This window comes from bacterium Scap17, from assembly GCA_013376735.1.
Classification (GTDB): Bacteria; Pseudomonadota; Gammaproteobacteria; order Pseudomonadales; family Halomonadaceae; genus Cobetia.
In genome coordinates this window covers 2,685,901-2,704,977 of record VINJ01000001.1, presented here as the reverse complement: position 1 = coordinate 2,704,977, position 19,077 = coordinate 2,685,901, and the positions used below count along the sequence as shown (strand labels likewise).

Genomic DNA, 19,077 nt, shown 5'->3' with positions numbered 1-19,077 from the left:
TTGAACGTCGCTGAAAGATTCAGCACGCGTACCTGATCTGCGTACGCAGTCCCTGAAAGACATCCATTCAGTCGTGCCACGCTCCCCATGAGGGTGGCACGCAGTAGAGGAATTTCTCATGTGTGGCATCGTTGCCGGTCTGGCTCAGCGTGACATCAGCAAGATTCTGATCGAGGGGCTGCATCGCCTCGAATACCGCGGGTATGACTCCGCCGGCGTGGCGGTCATCGACCCTGCCGGTGAACTGCGTCGTGCGCGTGCCGTGGGCAAGGTGCGTGCGCTGGAAGACGAGCTGCGTGAGGCGCCGCTGTCCGGCGCCATCGGCGTGGCGCACACCCGCTGGGCGACCCACGGGCGTCCTGCCCAGCACAATGCGCACCCGCATCTCTCCAGTGAGCGGGTCGCTGTCGTGCATAACGGCATCATCGAGAACCACGAAGCGCTGCGCGGCGAGCTGGAAGGCGCCGGTTATGTCTTCACTTCCGAGACCGACACCGAGGTGGTCGCGCACCTGGTCGACCGCGAACTGTGCAGCGGCCTGGCACTGCCGGAAGCCGTCAATGCGGTCACCGCGCGTCTTGATGGCGCCTTCGCGCTGGCGGTGATGGAGCAGCGCAACCCCGAACTGCTGGTCGGCGCCCGTCAGGGCAGCCCGCTGGTGGTCGGCGTGGGGATCGATGAGCACTTCATCGCCTCTGACCCGCTGGCGCTGCTGCCGGTGACCGATCGCTTCATCTATCTCGATGAAGGCGACATGGTCGCCATCACGCCGGCGGGTATCCAGGTGCTGGAACGTACCGGCGACCGCGATGAACTGACACCGGTCACGCGTGAAGTGGTGCGGTACGAGCACAGCGTCGAAGCTGCCGGCAAGGGCGAATATCGCCACTTCATGATGAAGGAGATTATGGAGCAGCCGCGTGTACTGTCGCGCACGCTGGCCGAGCGACTGGACCCGCAGGGTGTGCGTCTGGAGGCCTTCGATGTCTCGCGTCATTCCTTCCTCGCCGCCAGCGCTGGCAACGAGGGCGGCAAGCAGGGCGTGGATGTGGCGCGCCTGACACAGCTGTTCGCCGATGTGCGCCAGGTACAGATCATCGCCTGTGGTACCAGCTATCACGCCGGCATGGTGGCGCGTTACTGGCTGGAAGAGGTTGCGGGCATTCCGGCACAGGTCGAGGTGGCCTCGGAATTCCGTTATCGCGAGCGCGTCGCGGCACCGGGGACGCTGTTCCTGACTCTGTCCCAGTCCGGCGAGACCGCCGATACGCTGGCGGCGCTGCGCGACATCCAGAAGCTCAACCGTGAAGGCCCGCAGGCCGGTCATTATCTGGCGAGCCTTGCCATCTGCAACGTGGCGGGCAGCTCGCTGGTGCGTGAATCCGACCTGTCATTGCTGACTCACGCCGGGCCGGAAATCGGGGTCGCCTCCACCAAGGCCTTCACCACCCAGCTGGTAGCGCTGATGCTGACCACCCTGGCGCTGCGTCAGGCCAAGGGCGATGGTCAGACGGATGACCTGCTGAGCCGTCAGCTGCTAATGCGCCTCAAGGACCTGCCGCATGTGATCGAGCAATCCCTGGCGCTGGATGGGGAAATCGCGCAGCTGGCGGAGAAGTTCATGCACCGTCACCACACCCTGTTCCTAGGGCGTGGCAGCCAGTATCCCATCGCCATGGAAGGGGCGCTCAAGCTCAAGGAAATCTCCTACATCCACGCCGAAGCCTACGCGGCCGGTGAGCTCAAGCACGGTCCGCTGGCGTTGATCGACGAAGACATGCCGGTGGTGGCGGTCGCGCCGATGGATGACCTGATGGAGAAGCTGAAGTCCAACCTGCAGGAAGTTCGCGCCCGTGGCGGCCAGCTGTTCGTGTTTGCGGACCCCGAAGTCAGCCTCAAGGCCGGTGAGGGTGTGCATGTCGTCACCGTGCCGGGCGTGTGTCGTTTCCTCGCGCCGATCGTCTACGCGGTGCCGCTGCAGCTGCTCTCCTATCACGTCGCCGTACTCAAGGGCACTGATGTCGATCAGCCTCGCAACCTGGCCAAGAGTGTCACGGTGGAGTGATCGACTGCGCTTGAGGCCATGAAGCAAACGAAAGGGACTGCCCATGGGCAGTCCCTTTCTTGTTTGACTGGCTTTGCCGTGGCTTGGCGTTCTTGCGGGGAATCAGGCAGCGCGGCGGCTAGCGAATCAGATCAAGCCCTTGAGGATCAGGTTGCCACTGGCGATCAGCAGGATGGCGTATGCCATCTGACGCAGGTGGGTATCGCTCAGGGGCGGAGGATAGCGGCGAGCGAGTTCAGTAAAGCCGATCACGACGAAGATGCCGGCTGCCCCGATCATCAGCAGATCCTGGAGATGTTCTCCAGCGCGTCCGGGAGATGCGATGGACAGCCCCATACGTACCAGTCCCCCGAGCAGAAATACGCCGAAAAGGGTGCAGCGGATCGCGATCAGGGTCATCGGTTGGCGATAGAGCATCACGACCAGCGGGGGGCCGTTTGCCGCAAACAGTCCACCCATCAGACCGGACAGCCCCCCGGCGAGGTGAAAGTGCCAGCGCGGGGATAGCGTGCTGCGCGGCGTGGGCTGGACCAGCAGTGCCACGCAGGCGATCAGGATGACGATGCCCAGCAGCATGCCCAGCAAGGGCGTATGTGCCTCACCTAGCCAGCTGGCGAGAAAGTAACCGACCGGCAGCAGCGGCAGGCTGGTCATCAACAGACGCCGAGCCAGAGTGAGGTCGATTTCACGCCAATGGCCGCGCAGTGCCATGGTGTTGTTGAACAGGCTGAGCAGAGCGCACAGCAGAGCAGCACTCTCTATTGGCAGTACATTGAGGGTCGCCAGCAGGCCCATCACGATCAATCCGAAGGCGAAACCGGTCAGGGTCTGGATATAGCTGGCGAGTGCCAGGCTCATCATGATGGCGACAAGTTGCCAAGGCTCCATGAAGTCTCCGTGGGCAAGGGGGGGGGGGAATAGAAGGGGCGGAGCGGCGCCGGCTCCAGCATGCGCGTCGCCTGCCATCATAGCCTGCATTGCGCCCCGGCAGTATGACACTCGCGCAAAGTACTCACCTTGATGTGCGTCACACAAGGCCGCGGGCATGATGGCTTTGATTGCATTGGCTCAATTGGCGGGGCACATTTCAATAGTCCTGATTGTCAGTATCTGGCATGAGTTACCGGAGGATTGGCGCATAAATGCTCATGATTTCGGCGTTTGGCGACAGCGCAGCTTGTTAGGGCTGGGGGATTATTGGTCTGTGGTCAACGGCGGGGCAGGAAGTGTCACCATTTGCTGCTGCTTTCTGTCACTGCCTTTCTCACGAGCGGTCATCCCTTGAGAAATCACTGCTCAGGGTGAGGTCGCTCACCTGTTCGTCCTCAGTGGCCACGCCATCCGCGGAGGCTCCCTGACGCGCAAGCCGTTCAGCAATCAGGAACTGGGCAACTTTCACCGCAGCTTGGTCAATCCCTGCGTCACTGGCTGGCTGTGCGAAGCGGCCAATGTCGAGTCTCTCGAGCAGCAGATGCAGGGCTGTCTGCAGCACACACTGGATATCGAGTTGCGTAAGTCAGTACTCGCTACTTCGTGAGGAGGGTTGCTAACATCTTGACATTGTTGGATTTTAGTCAGAAAGATGAAGAAAATCGTTCTCGACGGTTGGGCAAATATCAGGAACTGCTGCTGGATTTAACGCGCACAATGGCCCCGCGAGTGAGAGTGACAGGCGCCTGCCTGGGGAGCGCAATCGGTCGGGACAGTGCTTCTTCTGGCAATGACACACCGCGTGTCGCTGAACAGGCCGTCTCGCTGGAACGCGATCGATCGTTATCAAAGGGAAGGATGCCCGTGAATATCCTCAACAGAGAGCGGAATGTCGTCATGAGTGGATATCGTTTCTGCACCCAATGCGGGGGCGCCAGCGTACATCGCGTAAAACGCCAATGGTGGCAGCGACTGGCCGGCAAGGCGCCGCTCTATCACTGTGAAGATTGCGGCATCATCCATCGCGTCTCGACTGAGGCAATCACTGCCAGCCGGACGAGCAAGCAGGACGCTGAGTCGTCGCACCCGATTGCTGACCGCTGATCCTGTCTTCAGGTGCCAGCACTGAGCTATTGTCCAGTCACGCCTGTCAATGTCACCCCGATATGCTGATGGCCAAGGGCATGGATCACGCGTAGCTCATTGGGCAACGGGCCGATCACCGCCACTTCCGTGTGCTCGTCATCACTCATCGAGTGCTCACCTTGTGGTCATCTTGTTGTGATCGAGGTGTTGTCATCCTGGCGTCGATATCGAAGCGCCGTCATCGGGGTATTCGCGCCGCAATCCAGGCCCTTCAATACACGCGCTTCAAGTTCGGCTCGGCTCCTCGAAGGGTAGCGGGATGTCATCACCGCGCCGGACGGCGAAGACATTCAGCGTCATGGCCACCAGGGCGTAATACCCCAGCACCCCGACCAGCTCCACCACCACGGTTTCGCCGAACATCGCGACGGCCTCGCCGTAAAGTCCATCATCGACACGCCGCTCAGCGTAGAGGGCGCAGGTGATGCGATAGACCAACCGCTCATCGTCTTTTTCAAACGCGGGTTCACGCTCCTCGCGCAGCGCCGTGATGACCTCTGGCGCGAGGCCGGCCTGCTCGGCGATCGGCGCGTGAATCTGCCATTCAGCCTGGGATTTCCACCACACCGCCGTGGTGAGAATCGCCAGCTCGCTGAGGCGCAGCTCGAGGCCGGTGGCGTAGCGACAGAAGGCGCCGAGGCGCTGGGCATGATCGGCAAGCTCGGGACTGTGGATCCAGGCCAGGAAGGGGCCGTCCAGATTGCCGCGCGGGCCGCTGAGAATCTCGGCCAGCACCTCGCGCTGAGCCGCGCTCATGCTGGCGTCATCCAGTTCGGTCAGGCGCGATGTGATCGCCATGAAAGTCACTCCATTCAAAACCATTCAAAGATCGTGGGGCAGGCAATACGCCTTCAGCTGAGCCGTCACAGGCTGGCCAAGGTGGTATCGATGGCACGCCCCAGCTTGGCGGTGAGCTCGTCCAGGTGCGACTCCTGCAGAATGAACGGCGGCGCCAGCAGGATGTGATCGCCCCGGCGGCCATCGAGAGTGCCGCCCATCGGATAGCACATCAGGCCTTCGGCCATGGCGGCCTTCTTGAGCCGGGCGTGCAGCTTGAGGGCCGGATCGAAGGGGCGCTTGCTGTCGCGGTCCGCCACCAGTTCCAGCCCCTGGAAGAGGCCACGACCGCGGATGTCGCCGACATGGGGATGCTGCGCGAAGCGCTCGTTCAGGCGCGCCTTGAGCCCCTCGCCGAGGACGTTGACACGCGTGAGCAGGTCGCGGGTTTCGATGGTCTGCTGAACTGCCAGCGCCGCAGCACAGGCGGTGGCATGGCCGATGTAGGTATGGCCGTGCTGGAAGAAACCGGAGCCATTGGCGATGGCATCACGGATGCGCTGGCTGACCAGAGTCGCGCCGATTGGCTGGTAGCCGGCGCCCAGGCCCTTGGCGATGGTGATCAGGTCCGCCGTGATGCCCTCCTGCTCGGCGGCGAACAGGCTGCCGGTACGCCCCATGCCGCACATCACCTCGTCGAGAATCAGCAGCACGCCGTAGCGATCACAGACCTCGCGGATGCGTCTGAAGTAACCCGGCACCGCCGTGACGGCGCCCAGGGTGGCACCGACCACCGGCTCGGCCACGAAGGCCATCACGTTGTCGGCGCCCAGGCGCAGGATTTCCTCCTCAAGCTCGGCGGCGAGACGAATGCCCATCGCCTCGGGCGTCTCGTCGGGCTGCTGGTCCCGATAGGCGTAGCAGGGGCTGACGTGGCTGACGTTGATCAGCAGCGGCTCGAATTGCTGACGGCGCCAGGCGTTGCCGCCGGTGGCCAGCGCACCCAGCGTATTGCCGTGATAGCTCTGGCGCCGCGCGATCAGATGCTTGCGCTGGGGCTGGCCGATCTCGACGAAATACTGACGGGCCAGCTTGAGCGCCGCCTCGACCGCTTCCGAGCCGCCGGAGACGAAGTAGACGGCGTCGAGCCCTGCAGGGGCGCGTTCGATGAGAAAGTCGGCCAGTTGCTCCATCGGGTCACTGGTGAAAAACGAGGTGTGCGCGTAGGCCAGTTGGCTGACCTGATCCTTGATGGCCTGCGCCACCGCCTCGTCGCTGTGCCCCAGGCATGACACGGCCGCACCACCGCTGGCATCCAGATAACGGCGACCCTCGCGATCGATGATGTAGGGGCCATCGCCCTTCACGGCGGTGGGATACTCCTGATTGAGGTTGCGATGCAGTACGTGGCTCATGCGGGCTCCGTGGCGGCAGGGGTGCGAACAATGAGTGCAAATATGGAATGCATTTTTAGTTTATGCAATAAATGATTGCATAAAGCCGCTTGTGCCTTCGGACTCGACCGGCCAGAGATGCTACCGTTGCCGCCATCTGTCCTGTCCCTTGCCAAAGAGGTATCCCATGCCCCCATCCTCCCGAGCCCTCGGGCCCGCATCCCCTGGCTCGCCGCCGGAGACCCTGGAGGGGTTGAAGCAGTTGCTGGCGGCGATCGATCGCCGTGAGGTGGAGATTCGTCTCGGCGCGAGTTCCCGGCGCGTGCTGGCGGTGCTGATCGAGTCCCCGCAACGCACGGCGGTGTCTTCCATCAGCCAGCTGGCGGAGCTGACCGGCGTGAACGCCTCGACCTTCTCGCGTCTGGCCCAGCGGCTGGGCTACGAGGGCTTCAGCCGATTTCAGGACGTCTTTCGCCAGGCGGTGACGGATGGCGAGCATTTCTACAGCCAGCAGGCCTCGCAGCTGCTGGCGCGAGACGCCGATAGCAGCGCCATGGCCCAGCTTGCGCGGCTGGGGCGTCAGGAGAGCGCCAACATCCTCAGCATGCTGGAGAGGGTGGACGCCGCGGCCTTCGAGGCCGCGACCACCTTGCTGGCCGAGGCGCCGCGCGTGCGCCTGCACGGCATGCGACAGTTCAATTCCCTGGCACTGTTCATGGCCTATGGGCTGGGCATGCTGCGCTCGGACGTGGCACCGCTGGACGCCAGTCGTCAGGGCGTGGCGGATGCGCTGGCTCAGCTGACGGCGGGTGATGTGCTGGTGGTGGCCAGTTGCTTCCCCTATACCCCGAGCGTGGTGGCCTGCGCCGAGGTGGCGGTGAAGCGTGGTGTCGAGGTGATCGCGCTGACCGATTCGGCCAGCTCTCCGCTGGAGCCGCTGGCGCGCTACAGCTTCCATGTGCCCAATCACAGCCTTTTTTATAGCAACAGCATGAGCGCTTTCATGTTTCTCGCCGAAGGCCTGCTCAGTGAGGTGGCCAGCAAGCTGGGCGATGCCGGGGTGGCCTCGCTCAAGCAGCGCGAGGCGATCATCACGGAGTTGGGGGGCGCACGTGGCTGATGCCCGCGACTCACTGCACCGAAGGTGAACGCGGTCATGCACCACGGTGGTGCGAGAGCAGGCCTACGCAATGCGGCTTCAAGGCGTATGCAGGACCAAAGAGGCATGGAGAGAGATTGGCGTGATTCCTGCAAAACGACTGAGATGAAATGACATCCGTCAGGGCAAGGAATTTCCCATGAGCCGCGAGTACCGTTACACCCTGGGCAGTCAGGTCCATCGTTTTGCCAATCTGGCCGAGCTGATGGCCAAGGCGACGCCCGCCCGCTCCGGAGATCGTCTTGCTGGCGTGATCGCGGAAACCGCCGAGGAGCGAGTCGTCGCTCAGTTGTGTCTGTCGGAGTTGCCCCTCAAGACTTTCCTCGAAGATGTGCTGATTCCCTACGAACAGGACGACATCACCCGCCTGATCATCGATGAGCATGATCCGGTGGCGTTCCTGCCGATCGCGCATCTCACCGTCGGCGACTTCCGCAACTGGCTGCTGAGTGACCTCGCGACCCCCGCGCTGCTGGCGCAGGTGCGCGCCGGCATCACCCCCGAAATGGCCGCCGCGGTCAGCAAGCTGATGCGCAATCAGGACCTGATTCTGGTCGCGAAGAAGTGCGAGGTGGTCACCGCCTTTCGCAATACCATCGGCAAGAGCGGCCATCTCTCGACCCGCCTGCAGCCCAACCATCCCACCGATGACGTCACCGGCATCGCGGCCAGCATTCTCGATGGCCTGCTCTACGGCAACGGCGACGCCGTGATCGGCATCAATCCGGCCACCGACAACGTGGCCCAGAGCATCAAGCTGATGCGTCTGATGGATGAGGTGATCCAGAAGTATTCGATTCCCACCCAGTCCTGCGTGCTGACCCACGTCACCAATACCCTCGAGTGCATCGAGCAGGGCGCCCCGGTGGATCTCGTCTTTCAGTCCATCGGCGGCACCCAGGCCACCAACGAGAGCTTCGGTGTCGAGCTCTCCGTGCTGGCGGAGGCACAGCAGGCTGCGCTGTCGCTCAAGCGCGGCACGGTGGGCGACAACGTGATGTATTTCGAGACCGGCCAAGGCAGTGCGCTGTCCGCCGATGCCCATCACGGCCTGGACCAGCAGACCTGCGAGGCGCGCGCCTATGCGGTGGCGCGCAAGTACTCGCCGCTATTGGTGAATACCGTGGTCGGCTTCATCGGCCCCGAGTATCTGTTCAATGGCAAGGAGATCATCCGTGCCGGCCTCGAGGACCACTTCTGCGGCAAGCTGCTGGGCCTGCCGATGGGCTGCGACATCTGCTACACCAATCATGCCGATGCCGATCAGAACGACATGGATACTCTGCTGACGCTGCTCGGGGTGGCGGGCTGCAACTTCATCATGGGCATCCCCGGCTCGGATGACATCATGCTCAACTATCAGACCACCTCCTTCCACGATGCTCTCTATGCACGGCGGGTGCTGGGCCTGGGCCCGGCGCCCGAATTCGCCGCCTGGCTCGAGGAGATGCAGATCTTCACCGATGTCGCCACCCAGGCACTGCCAAGCGAAATGCCCGACCGCTTCGCCAATTCACTGCGTCAGGTGACAGGAGGTGGCGCATGAACCCTGAACAGCCCTCTGCTGACGCGGTTCCGCGCAGCCTCGAACCCGATGCCATCGTCACGCCCAATCCCTGGCAGCGGCTTGGCCAGTTCACGGATGCGCGCATCGGCCTTGGCCGTGCCGGCATCAGCCTGCCAACCAATCGTTCGTTGGAATTCCAGCTGGCGCACGCCCGCGCCCAGGACGCCGTCCACCTGCCGCTGGAGATTCCCCGACTCATCGAGGACCTCAATCAGCTCACAGCGCTCGCGAACGCTCCGCAGATCCAGCGACTGCACAGTCGCGCCGTGGATCGCACCACCTACCTGCAACGCCCCGATTACGGCCGGCGCCTCGATGAGGATTCGCGTCAGCAGTTGTCCGCCCTCGACGCACAGCCTGCCGATCTGGCCATCGTGGTCGTCGATGGGCTCTCGTCTCTGGCGGTGCAGAACAATGCTGGGCCCTTCATCGCGGCACTGCTGGAGGCGCTGGCAGAAGACGGGCCGGATGCCTGGTCATTGGCACCGATCAGCGTGGTGGAGCAGGGGCGGGTCGCCATCGGCGATGAAGTCGGTGAGTTGCTCAATGCCCGAGCAGTGCTGGTGATGGTCGGCGAGCGTCCCGGCCTCAGCTCTCCGGACAGCCTCGGCCTCTATCTGACCTGGCAGCCGCGCATCGGCCTGAGCGATGCCAGCCGCAACTGCATCTCCAACGTGCGCCCGGCAGGGCTCGACTTCGCCATGGCTGCCCAGCGTCTGCACTACCTGCTGCGTGAGGCACGCAAGCTCGGCCTCACCGGCGTGGGTCTCAAGGACAGAAGCGGCGAGACGGCGCTGGAAGGCGGCACCGGTATTCAGAACTTCCTGCTGTCCTGATAGGACGGCAGCGCAGCAGCGGGAAACTCCCGATCCAACAATGACAATGCTTGACGGCAACAAGGCGGCACCATGACTCGCGACACGCATCACGACACGAATGAGCAGGACTATCTGGCCAGACGCCAGTTGAAGAAGGGCACGGCAGGTTGGGTCCTGCTGGCGGGACTCGGGGTCTCCTATGTGATCTCCGGTGATTTCGCCGGCTGGAATTTCGGTATCGGCGAGGCGGGCTGGGGCGGCTTCGCGATCGCCGCACTGTTGATGGGCATCATGTATCTGGCGCTGGTGCTGTCGCTGGCGGAAATGTCGGCGGCCATTCCGGCCGCCGGCGGCGGTTACAGCTTCGCGCGTCAGGCCATGGGCCCGGCCGGCGGCTATCTCACCGGCCTTGCGGTATTGATCGAATATGCGCTGGCACCCGCGGCCATCGTCATCTTCATCGGCAGCGCGGTGGAGTCGTTGCTGGGCATCAATGGCCCGATCATCTACGCCATCTTCTATCTGGTGTTCATCGGCATCCACCTGGCGGGGGTCGGCGAGGCGCTCAAGGTGATGATGGTGATCAGCGGCCTGGCGGTGTTCGCGATCATTGCCACCGCCGTCGCGCTGGTCGGTGACTTTGACAGCAGTCGCCTGTTCGACATCGCGCCGACGAATGCCTGGGGTGCCAGCGATTTCATGCCCAATGGCTGGTATGGCATCTGGGCGGCGCTGCCCTTCGGCATGTGGCTGTTCCTGGCCGTGGAAGGGGTGCCGCTGGCGGCAGAGGAATCGCGCAATCCGGCTCGTGATGTTCCGCGTGGCATCATCGGCGCCATGCTGTTTCTGATGTTCACCGCCGTGCTGGTCGTCTTCCTGCTGGCCGGCGCTGCGGGTGCCGAGGCAATCGGCAGCAGCGCCGTGCCGCTGGTGGATGCTCTCAAGGCCACCGGCAGCGAGGGGCTGGCGACACTGGTCAATGTGCTTGCCCTGGCGGGGCTGGTGGCGTCGTTCTTCTCGATCATCTATGGCTACAGCCGTCTGGTCTTCGCGCTGTCGCGGGCCGGGTATCTGCCCAAGACGCTGTCGCTGACCAGCAAGCGCAAGGCGCCGACCTGGGCGCTGGTGGTGCCGGGCATCTTCGGGTTCCTGGTCTCGCTGACCGGCGAGGGCGATCTGATCCTGGGCATGGCGGTGGTGGGGGCGACAGTCTCCTACGCGCTGATGGCGGCCAGCCATATCCTGCTGCGCCTGCGTCAGCCGGCGCTGGCACGCCCCTATCGCACACCGGGCGGCATCGTGACGTCCGCCATCGCGCTGGTGCTCTCGCTGATCGCGTTGACCGGGGTCTATGCCTTCGATCCGCGTGCCTTCAATTACACCCTGGTGCTGTTCGTGGTGGGCATCGCCTACTACGCCATCTTCAGCCGTCATCGGCTGGTGGCGAAGACCGCCGAGGAGGAGTTCGCGCTGGTGGCGAATGCCGAGAGTGACCTGGCGACCAGCTGATCCGCTCAATCAGTTCAATCAGTTCAGGTAGCAAAGACGACAACGCCCGCCATGGCTGACCATGGCGGGCGTTGTCGTGACTGGCGGGCTTGGATCCGCTCAATTCAGCTCAGTTCAGATCCGATCAGAAAGGATACTGCGCCAGGAATTGCTGGGCGGCCGCGGCGGGATCTTCGGCACTGCACAGCGCCGAGACGACGGCGAGGCCGTCGGTGCCGCTGGTCATGACTTCACCGGCATTGGCCAGCGAGATGCCGCCGATGGCGACCGTCGGCAGCGGGCTTGAGCGCACGAGCTGCGTGAGCCCCTCGATGCCCAGCGGTGCGGCATGATCCGGCTTGGTCGGGGTGGCATACACCGGGCCGAGGCCGAGGTAGTCGATGCGTTCGACATCGACAGCCTTGAGCTGCTCAAGCGTCTGGACCGACAGGCCGATCAAGGCGTTCTCGCCGAGACGGCGACGCGCCTCGATCGGATCTCCATCGCTCTGACCGATGTGCAGGCCATCGGCGCCACTGGCCAGCGCGACCTCGATGCGGTCATTGATGATCAGCGGCACCTCGTACTCGTCCAGCAGCGCCTTGAGGCGGATGGCCTGGGCGATCATCTCCGCGTCGCTGGCGTGCTTGTCGCGCAGCTGCACGACACTGACGCCACCGCGCACGGCGGCCATCACGGTGGCTTCCAGGCCGCGCTCGGCGCACAGCGCAGGGTCGGTGACCAGGTAAAGGGACAGATCAAGTGACATCGGTCAGCTCCAGACGAGAGGCTAGCAGGGTGGAATCGGCGTCGAGAGTATACAGGGCATCCATGAAGCGTGGCACGAAGCTGCCCGGCCCTTGCGCTGACTGACCCGCCGTCTCACCGGCCTCGGCGTAACAGGCCAGCGCGGCGGCGGTGGCCTGCAGGGCGTCGTCATGTCCGTCGAGGGAGGTGGCGAGGGAGGCGGCGAGGAAGGCGGCGACCACGCTGCTCAGCGCGCAGCCCATGGCAGTGACGCGGCCCATCAGCGCATGGCCACCTTGAACCGTGATTTGGCGCTTGCCATCGGTGACGATATCGACACGGCCGGTCATCGCCACCACGCAATTCTGCGCGCGCGCCAGCGCGACGGCGGCCCGACTGGCACGCTCCTGCGCATCCTCGCCGTCATCGCCGCTGTCGACGCCGCGGCCCTGACTCATCTCACCGATCAGCGCCAGTACCTCGGAGGCATTGGCGCGAATCACGCTGGGGCGATATTCCAAGAGCGCGCGGCACGCATACTGGCGCAGGCTCGAGGCGCCGATGCCGACGGGGTCCAGCACCCAGGGTTTGCCATCGCGGTGGGCGCACATCGCGGCCAGCTGCATGGCCTCGATCCAGCTGGGTGAGAGCGTGCCGATATTGATCGACAGCGCCGCACTGATGGCGGAGATCTCCTGGATTTCCTGCTGCGCATGCGCCATCAGCGGTGAGGCACCGATGGCCAGCAGGGTGTTGGCGGTCGGTGTCATCGCGACATGATTGGTGATGTTGTGCACCAGCGGGGTGGTCTGGCGCAGCTGATTCAGCAGGCTGCCGGGAGAAAGGGATGACGATGGGGTCATGGGATCTCGTGTTGGAGAAAGGAAGCATCAGCGCTCGAGAGTAAAAGCGGGCGCTGAAAGGTCAAGTGGCAATGTCCAGCGCTGACGTGACGCGGGAGCTCTCTGTTATCTATCAAGAGTCGCGCAAAGGATAATAAATAACATCGTGGTTCTATAAACCTTGACGACAAGCCCATAAGATACAGTCTCTTACGGTCTTTTTTGTACGAGTCATCAGTCAAGGGTCATGCAGTGATACGCACAGGTCAGCGCGGTAGCGTCAGCAATTCGAGCAACAATCACTCCAATATCGCTGGCAGCACCAGCAACGGCAGCAACAGTACGAGCATCAGCAGCAAGCCCTCGCGCGGCCGGCAGCCGTCTGGCGGTTCTCGACTTGAGCGCATCGCCAGAAGGGTGGTGATGGCGCTGACAGTGCCCGTAGTGCTGGGCGCTGCGGCCAGCAGTCAGGCGGATGCGGTGATCGCCAGCTGGAATCTGAAGCATGCCGGCTGGAACAACGGCAAGCATCTCGAGCAGGTCGCGGCGGTGGCGAGCCATATGGATCTGATCGGTCTGCAGGAGGTGATGAAGGAGGAGGTCGTCAGCGAGCTCGAGCAGCAGCTTGAGGCGTTGACCGGTGATGAGTGGGACAGCCTGGTCAGCCATGAGGTAGGGCGCAGTGCCTATACCGAGCGCTACGCCTATCTGTATCGAGACAAGACGATCGCTTATCAGGGCGGGGCGACCGTCTATCTCGATCCCGAGGATGTGTTCTCGCGTGAGCCACTGCTGGCCACCTTCGTCGAGAAGGACAGCGGGCGGGCCTTCAGCGCCGCCAACGTGCATATCGTCTATGGCGACAGCAAGGCGGATCGCGCGCCGGAAATCCGTGCACTGGCGGATATCTACGACCTGATGAAGGAAATCTCGCCCGGCACCCCGGCGATCATCATGGGCGATTTCAACATGGCGCCGGATGAGCCTGCCTGGGGAGACCTGCGTACCCTCGGCCTGCGCCCGCTGATCACCGAGGGCGCGACGACGCTCTCCAAGACCGATGGCCGCTATGCCTCGCTCTACGACAACATCTGGTATGTGCCGAGCGAATGGCCCAGCGCCAGCGGCGATGTGTTCCGTTTCCCGGACTATCTGGGTATCAGTCATGAGGCGGCGCGTGCCGATGTCTCCGATCACGCCCCGATCTATCTGTCGGTGACCGGCGAGACACTGGCGTTGCTGCCACTGGACGGCGGCCAGCCGCAGGCGGCGGGCACAGAGGTGGCCAGTCGTGCATCCAACGCCTCCAGTTCGGCGAGTCAGACCTGTATCGACCTCAACACCGCCAACGCCGATCAGCTGGATCGCCTGCCCAATATCGGGCCGGCACGCGCCGCCGATATCATCCGTCAGCGTCCATGGAGTTCCAGCGGTCAACTGACCCGCATCAGTGGCATCGGCAAGGGCACGCTGAGCGAGATCGTCGCCAGCGGCATGCTGTGCAGCTGAAAGACGGCCCGATGGTGTCCTGACATGCTCATGACAAGGCCCGCACCCCAAGGATGAAGCATGGGGTGCGGGCCTTGTCGTTCAGAGAGGAGTCAGATTGCGTCGAGCGGATCAGGTCAGATACTTGGCAAACCACTCAAGCGTTCTGTCCCAGGCGAGCCTGGCGGCCTGTTCGTCATAGCGTGGCGTCGAATCGTTGTGGAAGCCGTGGTGGGTGTCGGGGTAGATGTAGGCTTCATAGACCTTGTCGTGCTCCTCAAGCGCGGCTTCATAGGCGGGCCAGCCGGCATTGACGCGCTCATCGTGCTCCGCATAGTGCAGCAACAGCGGGGGCTTGATGGCGGCGACTTCCTCGGCGCGCGGCTGGCGGCCATAGAAGGGCACGGCACAGGCAAGCTCCGGATAGGCCACGGCGGCGGCATTGGAGACGCCCCCGCCGTAGCAGAAGCCGGTGATGCCGATCTTGCCGGTGGTGCGGTCCTCGCTCATCAGGTAATCGATGGCGGCGAAGAAGTCATTCATCAGCTTTTCGGGGTCGATCTGTGCCTGCAGCTCCTTGCCCCTGGGGTCATTGCCCGGATAGCCGCCCACCGAGCTCAGTCCGTCCGGGGCCAGCGCGATATAGCCGGCCTTGGCGGGCTTCACCAGATAGGCGCGCACCTCGCCGTGGCCCTCGGGGGACGGGTAGGTGATGTATTCGGCGACGATGTCGGGGTCCGTGAACTCGACCTGGGAAGCCAGCGCGTAGTCGGGGCTCAAGCTTGCCAGAATCGAGGTGGCCGTCATGCCCGCTACGGCAAAGGCCGCCGCGCGATCCAGAAACTGGCGGCGAGTGATGTTGCCATGCACATATCCGTCGTACAGCTCCAGCAACTCGGGAGCAAAATCCTTTGCAGTGAGGCGGGCCATGTCAGACTCCTGAGCAAGAGAAGGGGCGAGCGAGCCTTGAACATGGCAACCCGTCATGACGCTACCAAGTTTTTGCCGGCCTGTTCACCGAGTCTGTCATTTTGTGAGCCTGACATTTGCCGAGTCAGGTATTTGCCGAAGCGTGCGTGAGCAGGGCAGGCGTGAGTAGGGCGGGTGTGGGAAGCTCTGGTGTATGAAGGACTGGTGTATGAAGGACTGGCGGCACCAGCCTGGCTGGGTTGAATGGACGTGAGCCGGGTCGCACATGTCACCAGTCGCGGCCGTGTGCATTGTGACTGCAGGCGTCAATCATTATCATCTGCGCATGATTCATGCTGATAGCCGAGCTGCCTGGCGGCTGCGGTGGGCCCTGATGCATGGAAGTTCACTTCCTCCTCCTAGTGGCAGACCTTGCTGGTGATTGAAAAAAGTCCGATGTCTCCCCCCGCGCACGCTCAGGCCTCAGCGCCTGAGTCGTCGCCTCCGCTCGCCCAGCAATACCGGCGCTTCGCCTGGAAACGTGTGGTGATTCTCGCCGCGCTGTGCCTGGCACTGCTGTTGGCCATTCTTGGCGACATCATGACCGGCCCTGCCGATCTCGCGCTGTCTGATCTGCTGGGCGAACTCATCAATCCCGGTTCGCACGGGCCGATCAATGAAGCCATCGTCTGGCAGATTCGTCTGCCGACGGCAGTGATGGCGGCGCTGGTCGGTGCAGCCCTGGGGCTTGCGGGCGCCGAGATGCAGACCGTGCTCAACAACGCCCTTGCCAGCCCCTTCACACTGGGCGTGGGCGCCGCGGCGACGCTTGGTGCCTCGCTGGTCATCATCCTGGATGTCGCCTTGCCGGGGCTGCCGCCCAGCTACACCATCGCGCTGATGGCTTTCGTGTTCGCGGCGCTGTCGATTCTGGCCATCGATGCCGTGGCATCGCTGTATGGCGCCAGTCGCGAAGTCATCGTGCTGTTCGGCATCGCGCTGGTCTTCGTGCTCAACGCCGTCAATGCGCTGGTGCAGTTCGTGGCCAGTCCCGATGCGCTGCAGCAGCTGGTATTCTGGACCATGGGCAGCCTGTCGGAAGCCTCGTGGGAGCGAGTCGCGATCATCGCAAGCGTCTTGGTCGTCTGCCTGCCCTTCGCCATGCGGCGTGCCTGGGCGCTGACAGCGCTGCGTGCCGGGGAAGACCATGCGCGCAGCTTCGGCGTGCCGGTCACTCGCCTGCGCCGCACGGCACTGTTGCGTGTCAGCCTGCTGGCGGCAGTGGCGGTGGCCTTTGTCGGCACCATCGGCTTCATCGGTCTGGTCGGGCCGCACATGGCGCGTCTGGCGCTGGGGGAAGACCATCGCTTCTATCTGCCCGGCAGTGCGCTGGCGGGGGCGCTGGTGCTGTCCCTGGCCGCCACGGCCAGTGAGTCGCTGGTGTCCGGCCTTGTGCTGCCGGTGGGAATCGTGACCTCGTTGATCGGTATCCCCTGTTTCCTCGCCTTGCTGCTCGGACAGCGCAGGGGGCAGGGATGAGCCATCACGTCTTTGATTCGCAAGCCTCCTTGAAGATCTCGCAGCTGACCACCGGCTATCAGCGGCGCATGATCTTCGATCAACTCGATCTGCCACCGCTGCCGGCGGGCTCACTGGTCGGGGTGCTCGGGCCGAATGCGGTCGGCAAGTCGACCTTCCTCAAGGCGATTGCCGGCATGCGTCCGGCCAAGGGCGACATCCACCTCGGCGAGCTTGCGCTGTCGTCGCTGCACGGGGCGAACCGCATGCGTCACGTTGGCTACCTGCCGCAGACGCTGCCGCAGCCGACCAGTCTGGTCGCCTATGAAGCCGTGGCCAGCGCCTGTCGCGCGGCGCGTGCCGAGTTGAGCCGCGAGGCCACGGATTCGCTGGTCGAGCAGGTCTTCGCGCGCCTGTCGCTGCATTCGCTGGCCTTCCGACGCATGGACACGCTCTCCGGTGGCCAGCGTCAGATGGTCGGTCTCGCCCAGGCGCTGGTGCGCCAGCCGCAACTGCTGTTGCTGGATGAGCCGACCAGCGCGCTGGACCTGCGCTGGCAGCTGGCCTTGATCGAAGGCGTGCGCGGTGTGGTGCAGGAGCAGCAGGCCATCTGCCTGATCGCGCTGCATGACATCAATCTGGCGCTGCGTTTCTGCGATCAGATCATCCTGTTCGCGCCCTCCGGCCTGCTGGCCACCGGGGCCCCGCGGGAGGTGATCACCGCCGATCATCTGCGTGAGGCCTACGGGATCGAGGCACGGATCGAAAGCTGCTCGCAGGGCCATCCGGTGGTACTCACCGATCGCGTCGCCGACTCGGCCCAGGCCGATATCGGCCATATCACGCGCGATGCCGGAGCCAGACGATGATGGCGAGGCGCACAAGACTGGCAGGCGCCTGCCTGCTGGCACTCGCCACTGTCTTTGCAGGCGCCTTCTCAAGCGCGCCGGGCAACCTTGCCCATGCCGCCGAGCCGGTCGCCAAGGTGCCCTTCGCTACTGAACAGGCCCAGGCCAGCTTTCCGCGTCAGGTCACGGATCTCGCCGGGCGCGAGGTGACGCTTGAGTCCTCACCGCAGCGCATCTTCCTGGCCCAGCCGCGCCAGTTGTACGCGCTGCTGACGCTATTGGATGCGCCGCTTGAGCGTATCGTCGGCTGGGCCTACCCCCTGGCGGTGTTTGACCCGGCGATGACCGAGCGTCTTGAAGCGCGCTGGCCGCAACTTGCCACGCTGCCAGCGCTGAGTCGCGCCTCGACGCCGAGCCTCGAGGGCGAGGCCCTGCTGGCGTTGACGCCGGACCTGGTGCTGTTCGATCTCTCCCAGCGTTCGCGTATCGAAGGCTCGCCGCTGGCGGCGCTGCTGGATGAGGTTGGCACTCCCTGGCTGTATGTCGAGTTCAATCATCATCCGCTGCAGGATGCTCCGGTCAGCGTGCGCCTGCTGGGTGAGGTGCTCGGCGTCGAGGCGCGTGCCCGCGAGGTGGATGACACCATCGCGGCGCATCTGGCGCTGATTGACGAACGTCTGGCGACGATTGCCGAACGGCCGCGTGTGCTGATCAACATCGCACCGGGCGTGAAGGTGGATTGCTGTCGTACCAATCTGCACAACGGCGTGGCGGACCTGGTCACGCGGGCCGGCGGGCGCAATCTGGCCGCTGAACTGGCGCCGGTCAGCGGTGCCACCCTCAGCAAGGAGTGGGTGCTGGCACACCCGCCCGAGGCGATTCTCAATACCGGCGGCCAGTGGGCCAAGGGCGATGGCCTGCGTGCCGGCATCGGCATCTCGGGGGAGGATATCCAGCACGACCTGGCGCGCATGGTGCAGACACTGCCCGGCTGGCAGTCACTCGATGCCGTCAAACAGGGCCGGGTGATGGCGCTGTGGCATGGCTTCCACCAGGGGCCCTATGCCATCGTCGCGCTGGAGGCCATCGCGCGCTGGCTGCACCCCGAGACCTTTGCCGACCTCGACCCCATGGCCACCTTTGCCTGGCTGATGAACGACCCGACGCTGTCGCGCGGCAGTGGCCACTTCTGGGGGCAGCTACCCAAGAACCACCGCACGGAAGTCGTATTCCCTGATTGAGACTTTCCTGAAACGATGGAGCAACGCCTTCATCGCCCGAGGACGCTATCCGGGCATCGACGGGAGACTACATGTCAGCGCCCGATGACCCCAGGCCGCCAGTGACGCCCAGCCCGGTGCGCAGTGCGCAGCTGGTGGCG

At 63.9% G+C, this 19,077-nt stretch carries 17 protein-coding genes; 10 read left to right on the top strand and 7 right to left on the bottom strand.

All coding sequences use genetic code 11. The features are described from left to right. Positions 1 to 118 precede the first annotated feature (118 nt). Positions 119 to 2,065, top strand: a complete 1,947-nt coding sequence (gene glmS / locus FLM52_11435) for a glutamine--fructose-6-phosphate transaminase (isomerizing) (GenBank protein NVN56395.1) — start codon at positions 119 to 121, stop codon at positions 2,063 to 2,065. A 126-nt stretch (positions 2,066 to 2,191) separates the two neighbouring features. Here the strand turns inward: glmS and FLM52_11430 are convergent, their stop codons facing one another. Beyond that, positions 2,192 to 3,112, bottom strand: a complete 921-nt coding sequence (locus FLM52_11430; GenBank protein ID NVN56394.1) for a TSUP family transporter — start codon at positions 3,110 to 3,112, stop codon at positions 2,192 to 2,194. Between the two features lie 217 nt (positions 3,113 to 3,329). Continuing rightward, entirely contained in the window at positions 3,330 to 3,557 is a 228-nt protein-coding gene (locus FLM52_11425; protein NVN56393.1) for a hypothetical protein, read from the bottom strand. Positions 3,558 to 3,619: 62 nt separating this feature from the next. Here FLM52_11425 and FLM52_11420 point away from each other — a divergent pair, with 62 nt between their 5' ends. Then, a complete protein-coding gene (locus FLM52_11420) occupies positions 3,620 to 4,099 on the top strand; it encodes a hypothetical protein (protein NVN56392.1) in 480 nt (159 codons plus the stop codon). 267 nt (positions 4,100 to 4,366) lie between these two features. Here FLM52_11420 and FLM52_11415 read toward each other — a convergent pair whose 3' ends face one another. Next, the gene (locus FLM52_11415) at positions 4,367 to 4,939 is read right to left on the bottom strand and encodes a carboxymuconolactone decarboxylase family protein (protein ID NVN56391.1); all 573 of its coding nucleotides are present in this window, start codon (positions 4,937 to 4,939) and stop codon (positions 4,367 to 4,369) included. Between the two features lie 65 nt (positions 4,940 to 5,004). After that, the gene (locus FLM52_11410; GenBank protein NVN56390.1) at positions 5,005 to 6,333 is read right to left on the bottom strand and encodes an aspartate aminotransferase family protein; all 1,329 of its coding nucleotides are present in this window, start codon (positions 6,331 to 6,333) and stop codon (positions 5,005 to 5,007) included. 166 nt (positions 6,334 to 6,499) lie between these two features. On the opposite strand from FLM52_11410, the gene FLM52_11405 reads away from it, so the two are divergent. The 4 genes from FLM52_11405 to eat all read left to right on the top strand — a co-directional run bounded on the left by FLM52_11405 (position 6,500) and on the right by eat (position 11,365). After that, positions 6,500 to 7,432 carry a MurR/RpiR family transcriptional regulator gene (locus FLM52_11405; protein NVN56389.1) on the top strand — a complete coding sequence of 311 codons (933 nt, stop codon included), beginning with the start codon at positions 6,500 to 6,502 and terminating at the stop codon, positions 7,430 to 7,432. A 178-nt stretch (positions 7,433 to 7,610) separates the two neighbouring features. Next, complete coding sequence (locus FLM52_11400) at positions 7,611 to 9,017, top strand: ethanolamine ammonia-lyase subunit EutB (GenBank protein ID NVN56388.1); 1,407 nt, start codon at positions 7,611 to 7,613, stop codon at positions 9,015 to 9,017. Continuing rightward, positions 9,014 to 9,874: an ethanolamine ammonia-lyase subunit EutC gene (locus FLM52_11395; protein NVN56387.1), complete on the top strand. Its 861-nt coding sequence runs from the start codon at positions 9,014 to 9,016 to the stop codon at positions 9,872 to 9,874. The genes FLM52_11400 and FLM52_11395 overlap by 4 nt, the downstream gene beginning before the upstream one ends. A gap of 72 nt (positions 9,875 to 9,946) precedes the next feature. Then, positions 9,947 to 11,365 carry an ethanolamine permease gene (eat, locus tag FLM52_11390; protein NVN56386.1) on the top strand — a complete coding sequence of 473 codons (1,419 nt, stop codon included), beginning with the start codon at positions 9,947 to 9,949 and terminating at the stop codon, positions 11,363 to 11,365. A 124-nt stretch (positions 11,366 to 11,489) separates the two neighbouring features. Here the strand turns inward: eat and thiE are convergent, their stop codons facing one another. Further along, on the bottom strand, positions 11,490 to 12,113 hold the full coding sequence (gene thiE, locus FLM52_11385) for a thiamine phosphate synthase (protein ID NVN56385.1): 624 nt from the start codon (positions 12,111 to 12,113) through the stop codon (positions 11,490 to 11,492). Beyond that, complete coding sequence (thiM, locus tag FLM52_11380; protein NVN56384.1) at positions 12,103 to 12,954, bottom strand: hydroxyethylthiazole kinase; 852 nt, start codon at positions 12,952 to 12,954, stop codon at positions 12,103 to 12,105. Before thiM ends, thiE begins: the two co-directional genes overlap by 11 nt. Before the next feature lie 402 nt (positions 12,955 to 13,356). Here thiM and FLM52_11375 point away from each other — a divergent pair, with 402 nt between their 5' ends. Continuing rightward, positions 13,357 to 14,442 (top strand): endonuclease, encoded by a 1,086-nt coding sequence (locus tag FLM52_11375; GenBank protein NVN56383.1) that lies wholly within the window; start codon positions 13,357 to 13,359, stop codon positions 14,440 to 14,442. Positions 14,443 to 14,553: 111 nt separating this feature from the next. Here the strand turns inward: FLM52_11375 and FLM52_11370 are convergent, their stop codons facing one another. Further along, complete coding sequence (locus FLM52_11370; GenBank protein NVN56382.1) at positions 14,554 to 15,351, bottom strand: dienelactone hydrolase family protein; 798 nt, start codon at positions 15,349 to 15,351, stop codon at positions 14,554 to 14,556. A 435-nt stretch (positions 15,352 to 15,786) separates the two neighbouring features. Between FLM52_11370 and FLM52_11365 the strand changes: the two genes are divergently transcribed. Genes FLM52_11365 through FLM52_11355 form a run of 3 tightly spaced genes read left to right on the top strand, consistent with a single transcriptional unit; the run spans position 15,787 to position 18,937 of the window. Next, complete coding sequence (locus tag FLM52_11365) at positions 15,787 to 16,869, top strand: iron ABC transporter permease (GenBank protein ID NVN56381.1); 1,083 nt, start codon at positions 15,787 to 15,789, stop codon at positions 16,867 to 16,869. Next, positions 16,866 to 17,717 carry an ABC transporter ATP-binding protein gene (locus FLM52_11360; GenBank protein ID NVN56380.1) on the top strand — a complete coding sequence of 284 codons (852 nt, stop codon included), beginning with the start codon at positions 16,866 to 16,868 and terminating at the stop codon, positions 17,715 to 17,717. The genes FLM52_11365 and FLM52_11360 overlap by 4 nt, the downstream gene beginning before the upstream one ends. Beyond that, a complete protein-coding gene (locus FLM52_11355) occupies positions 17,717 to 18,937 on the top strand; it encodes an ABC transporter substrate-binding protein (GenBank protein NVN56379.1) in 1,221 nt (406 codons plus the stop codon). The genes FLM52_11360 and FLM52_11355 overlap by 1 nt, the downstream gene beginning before the upstream one ends. Positions 18,938 to 19,077: the final 140 nt, after the last annotated feature.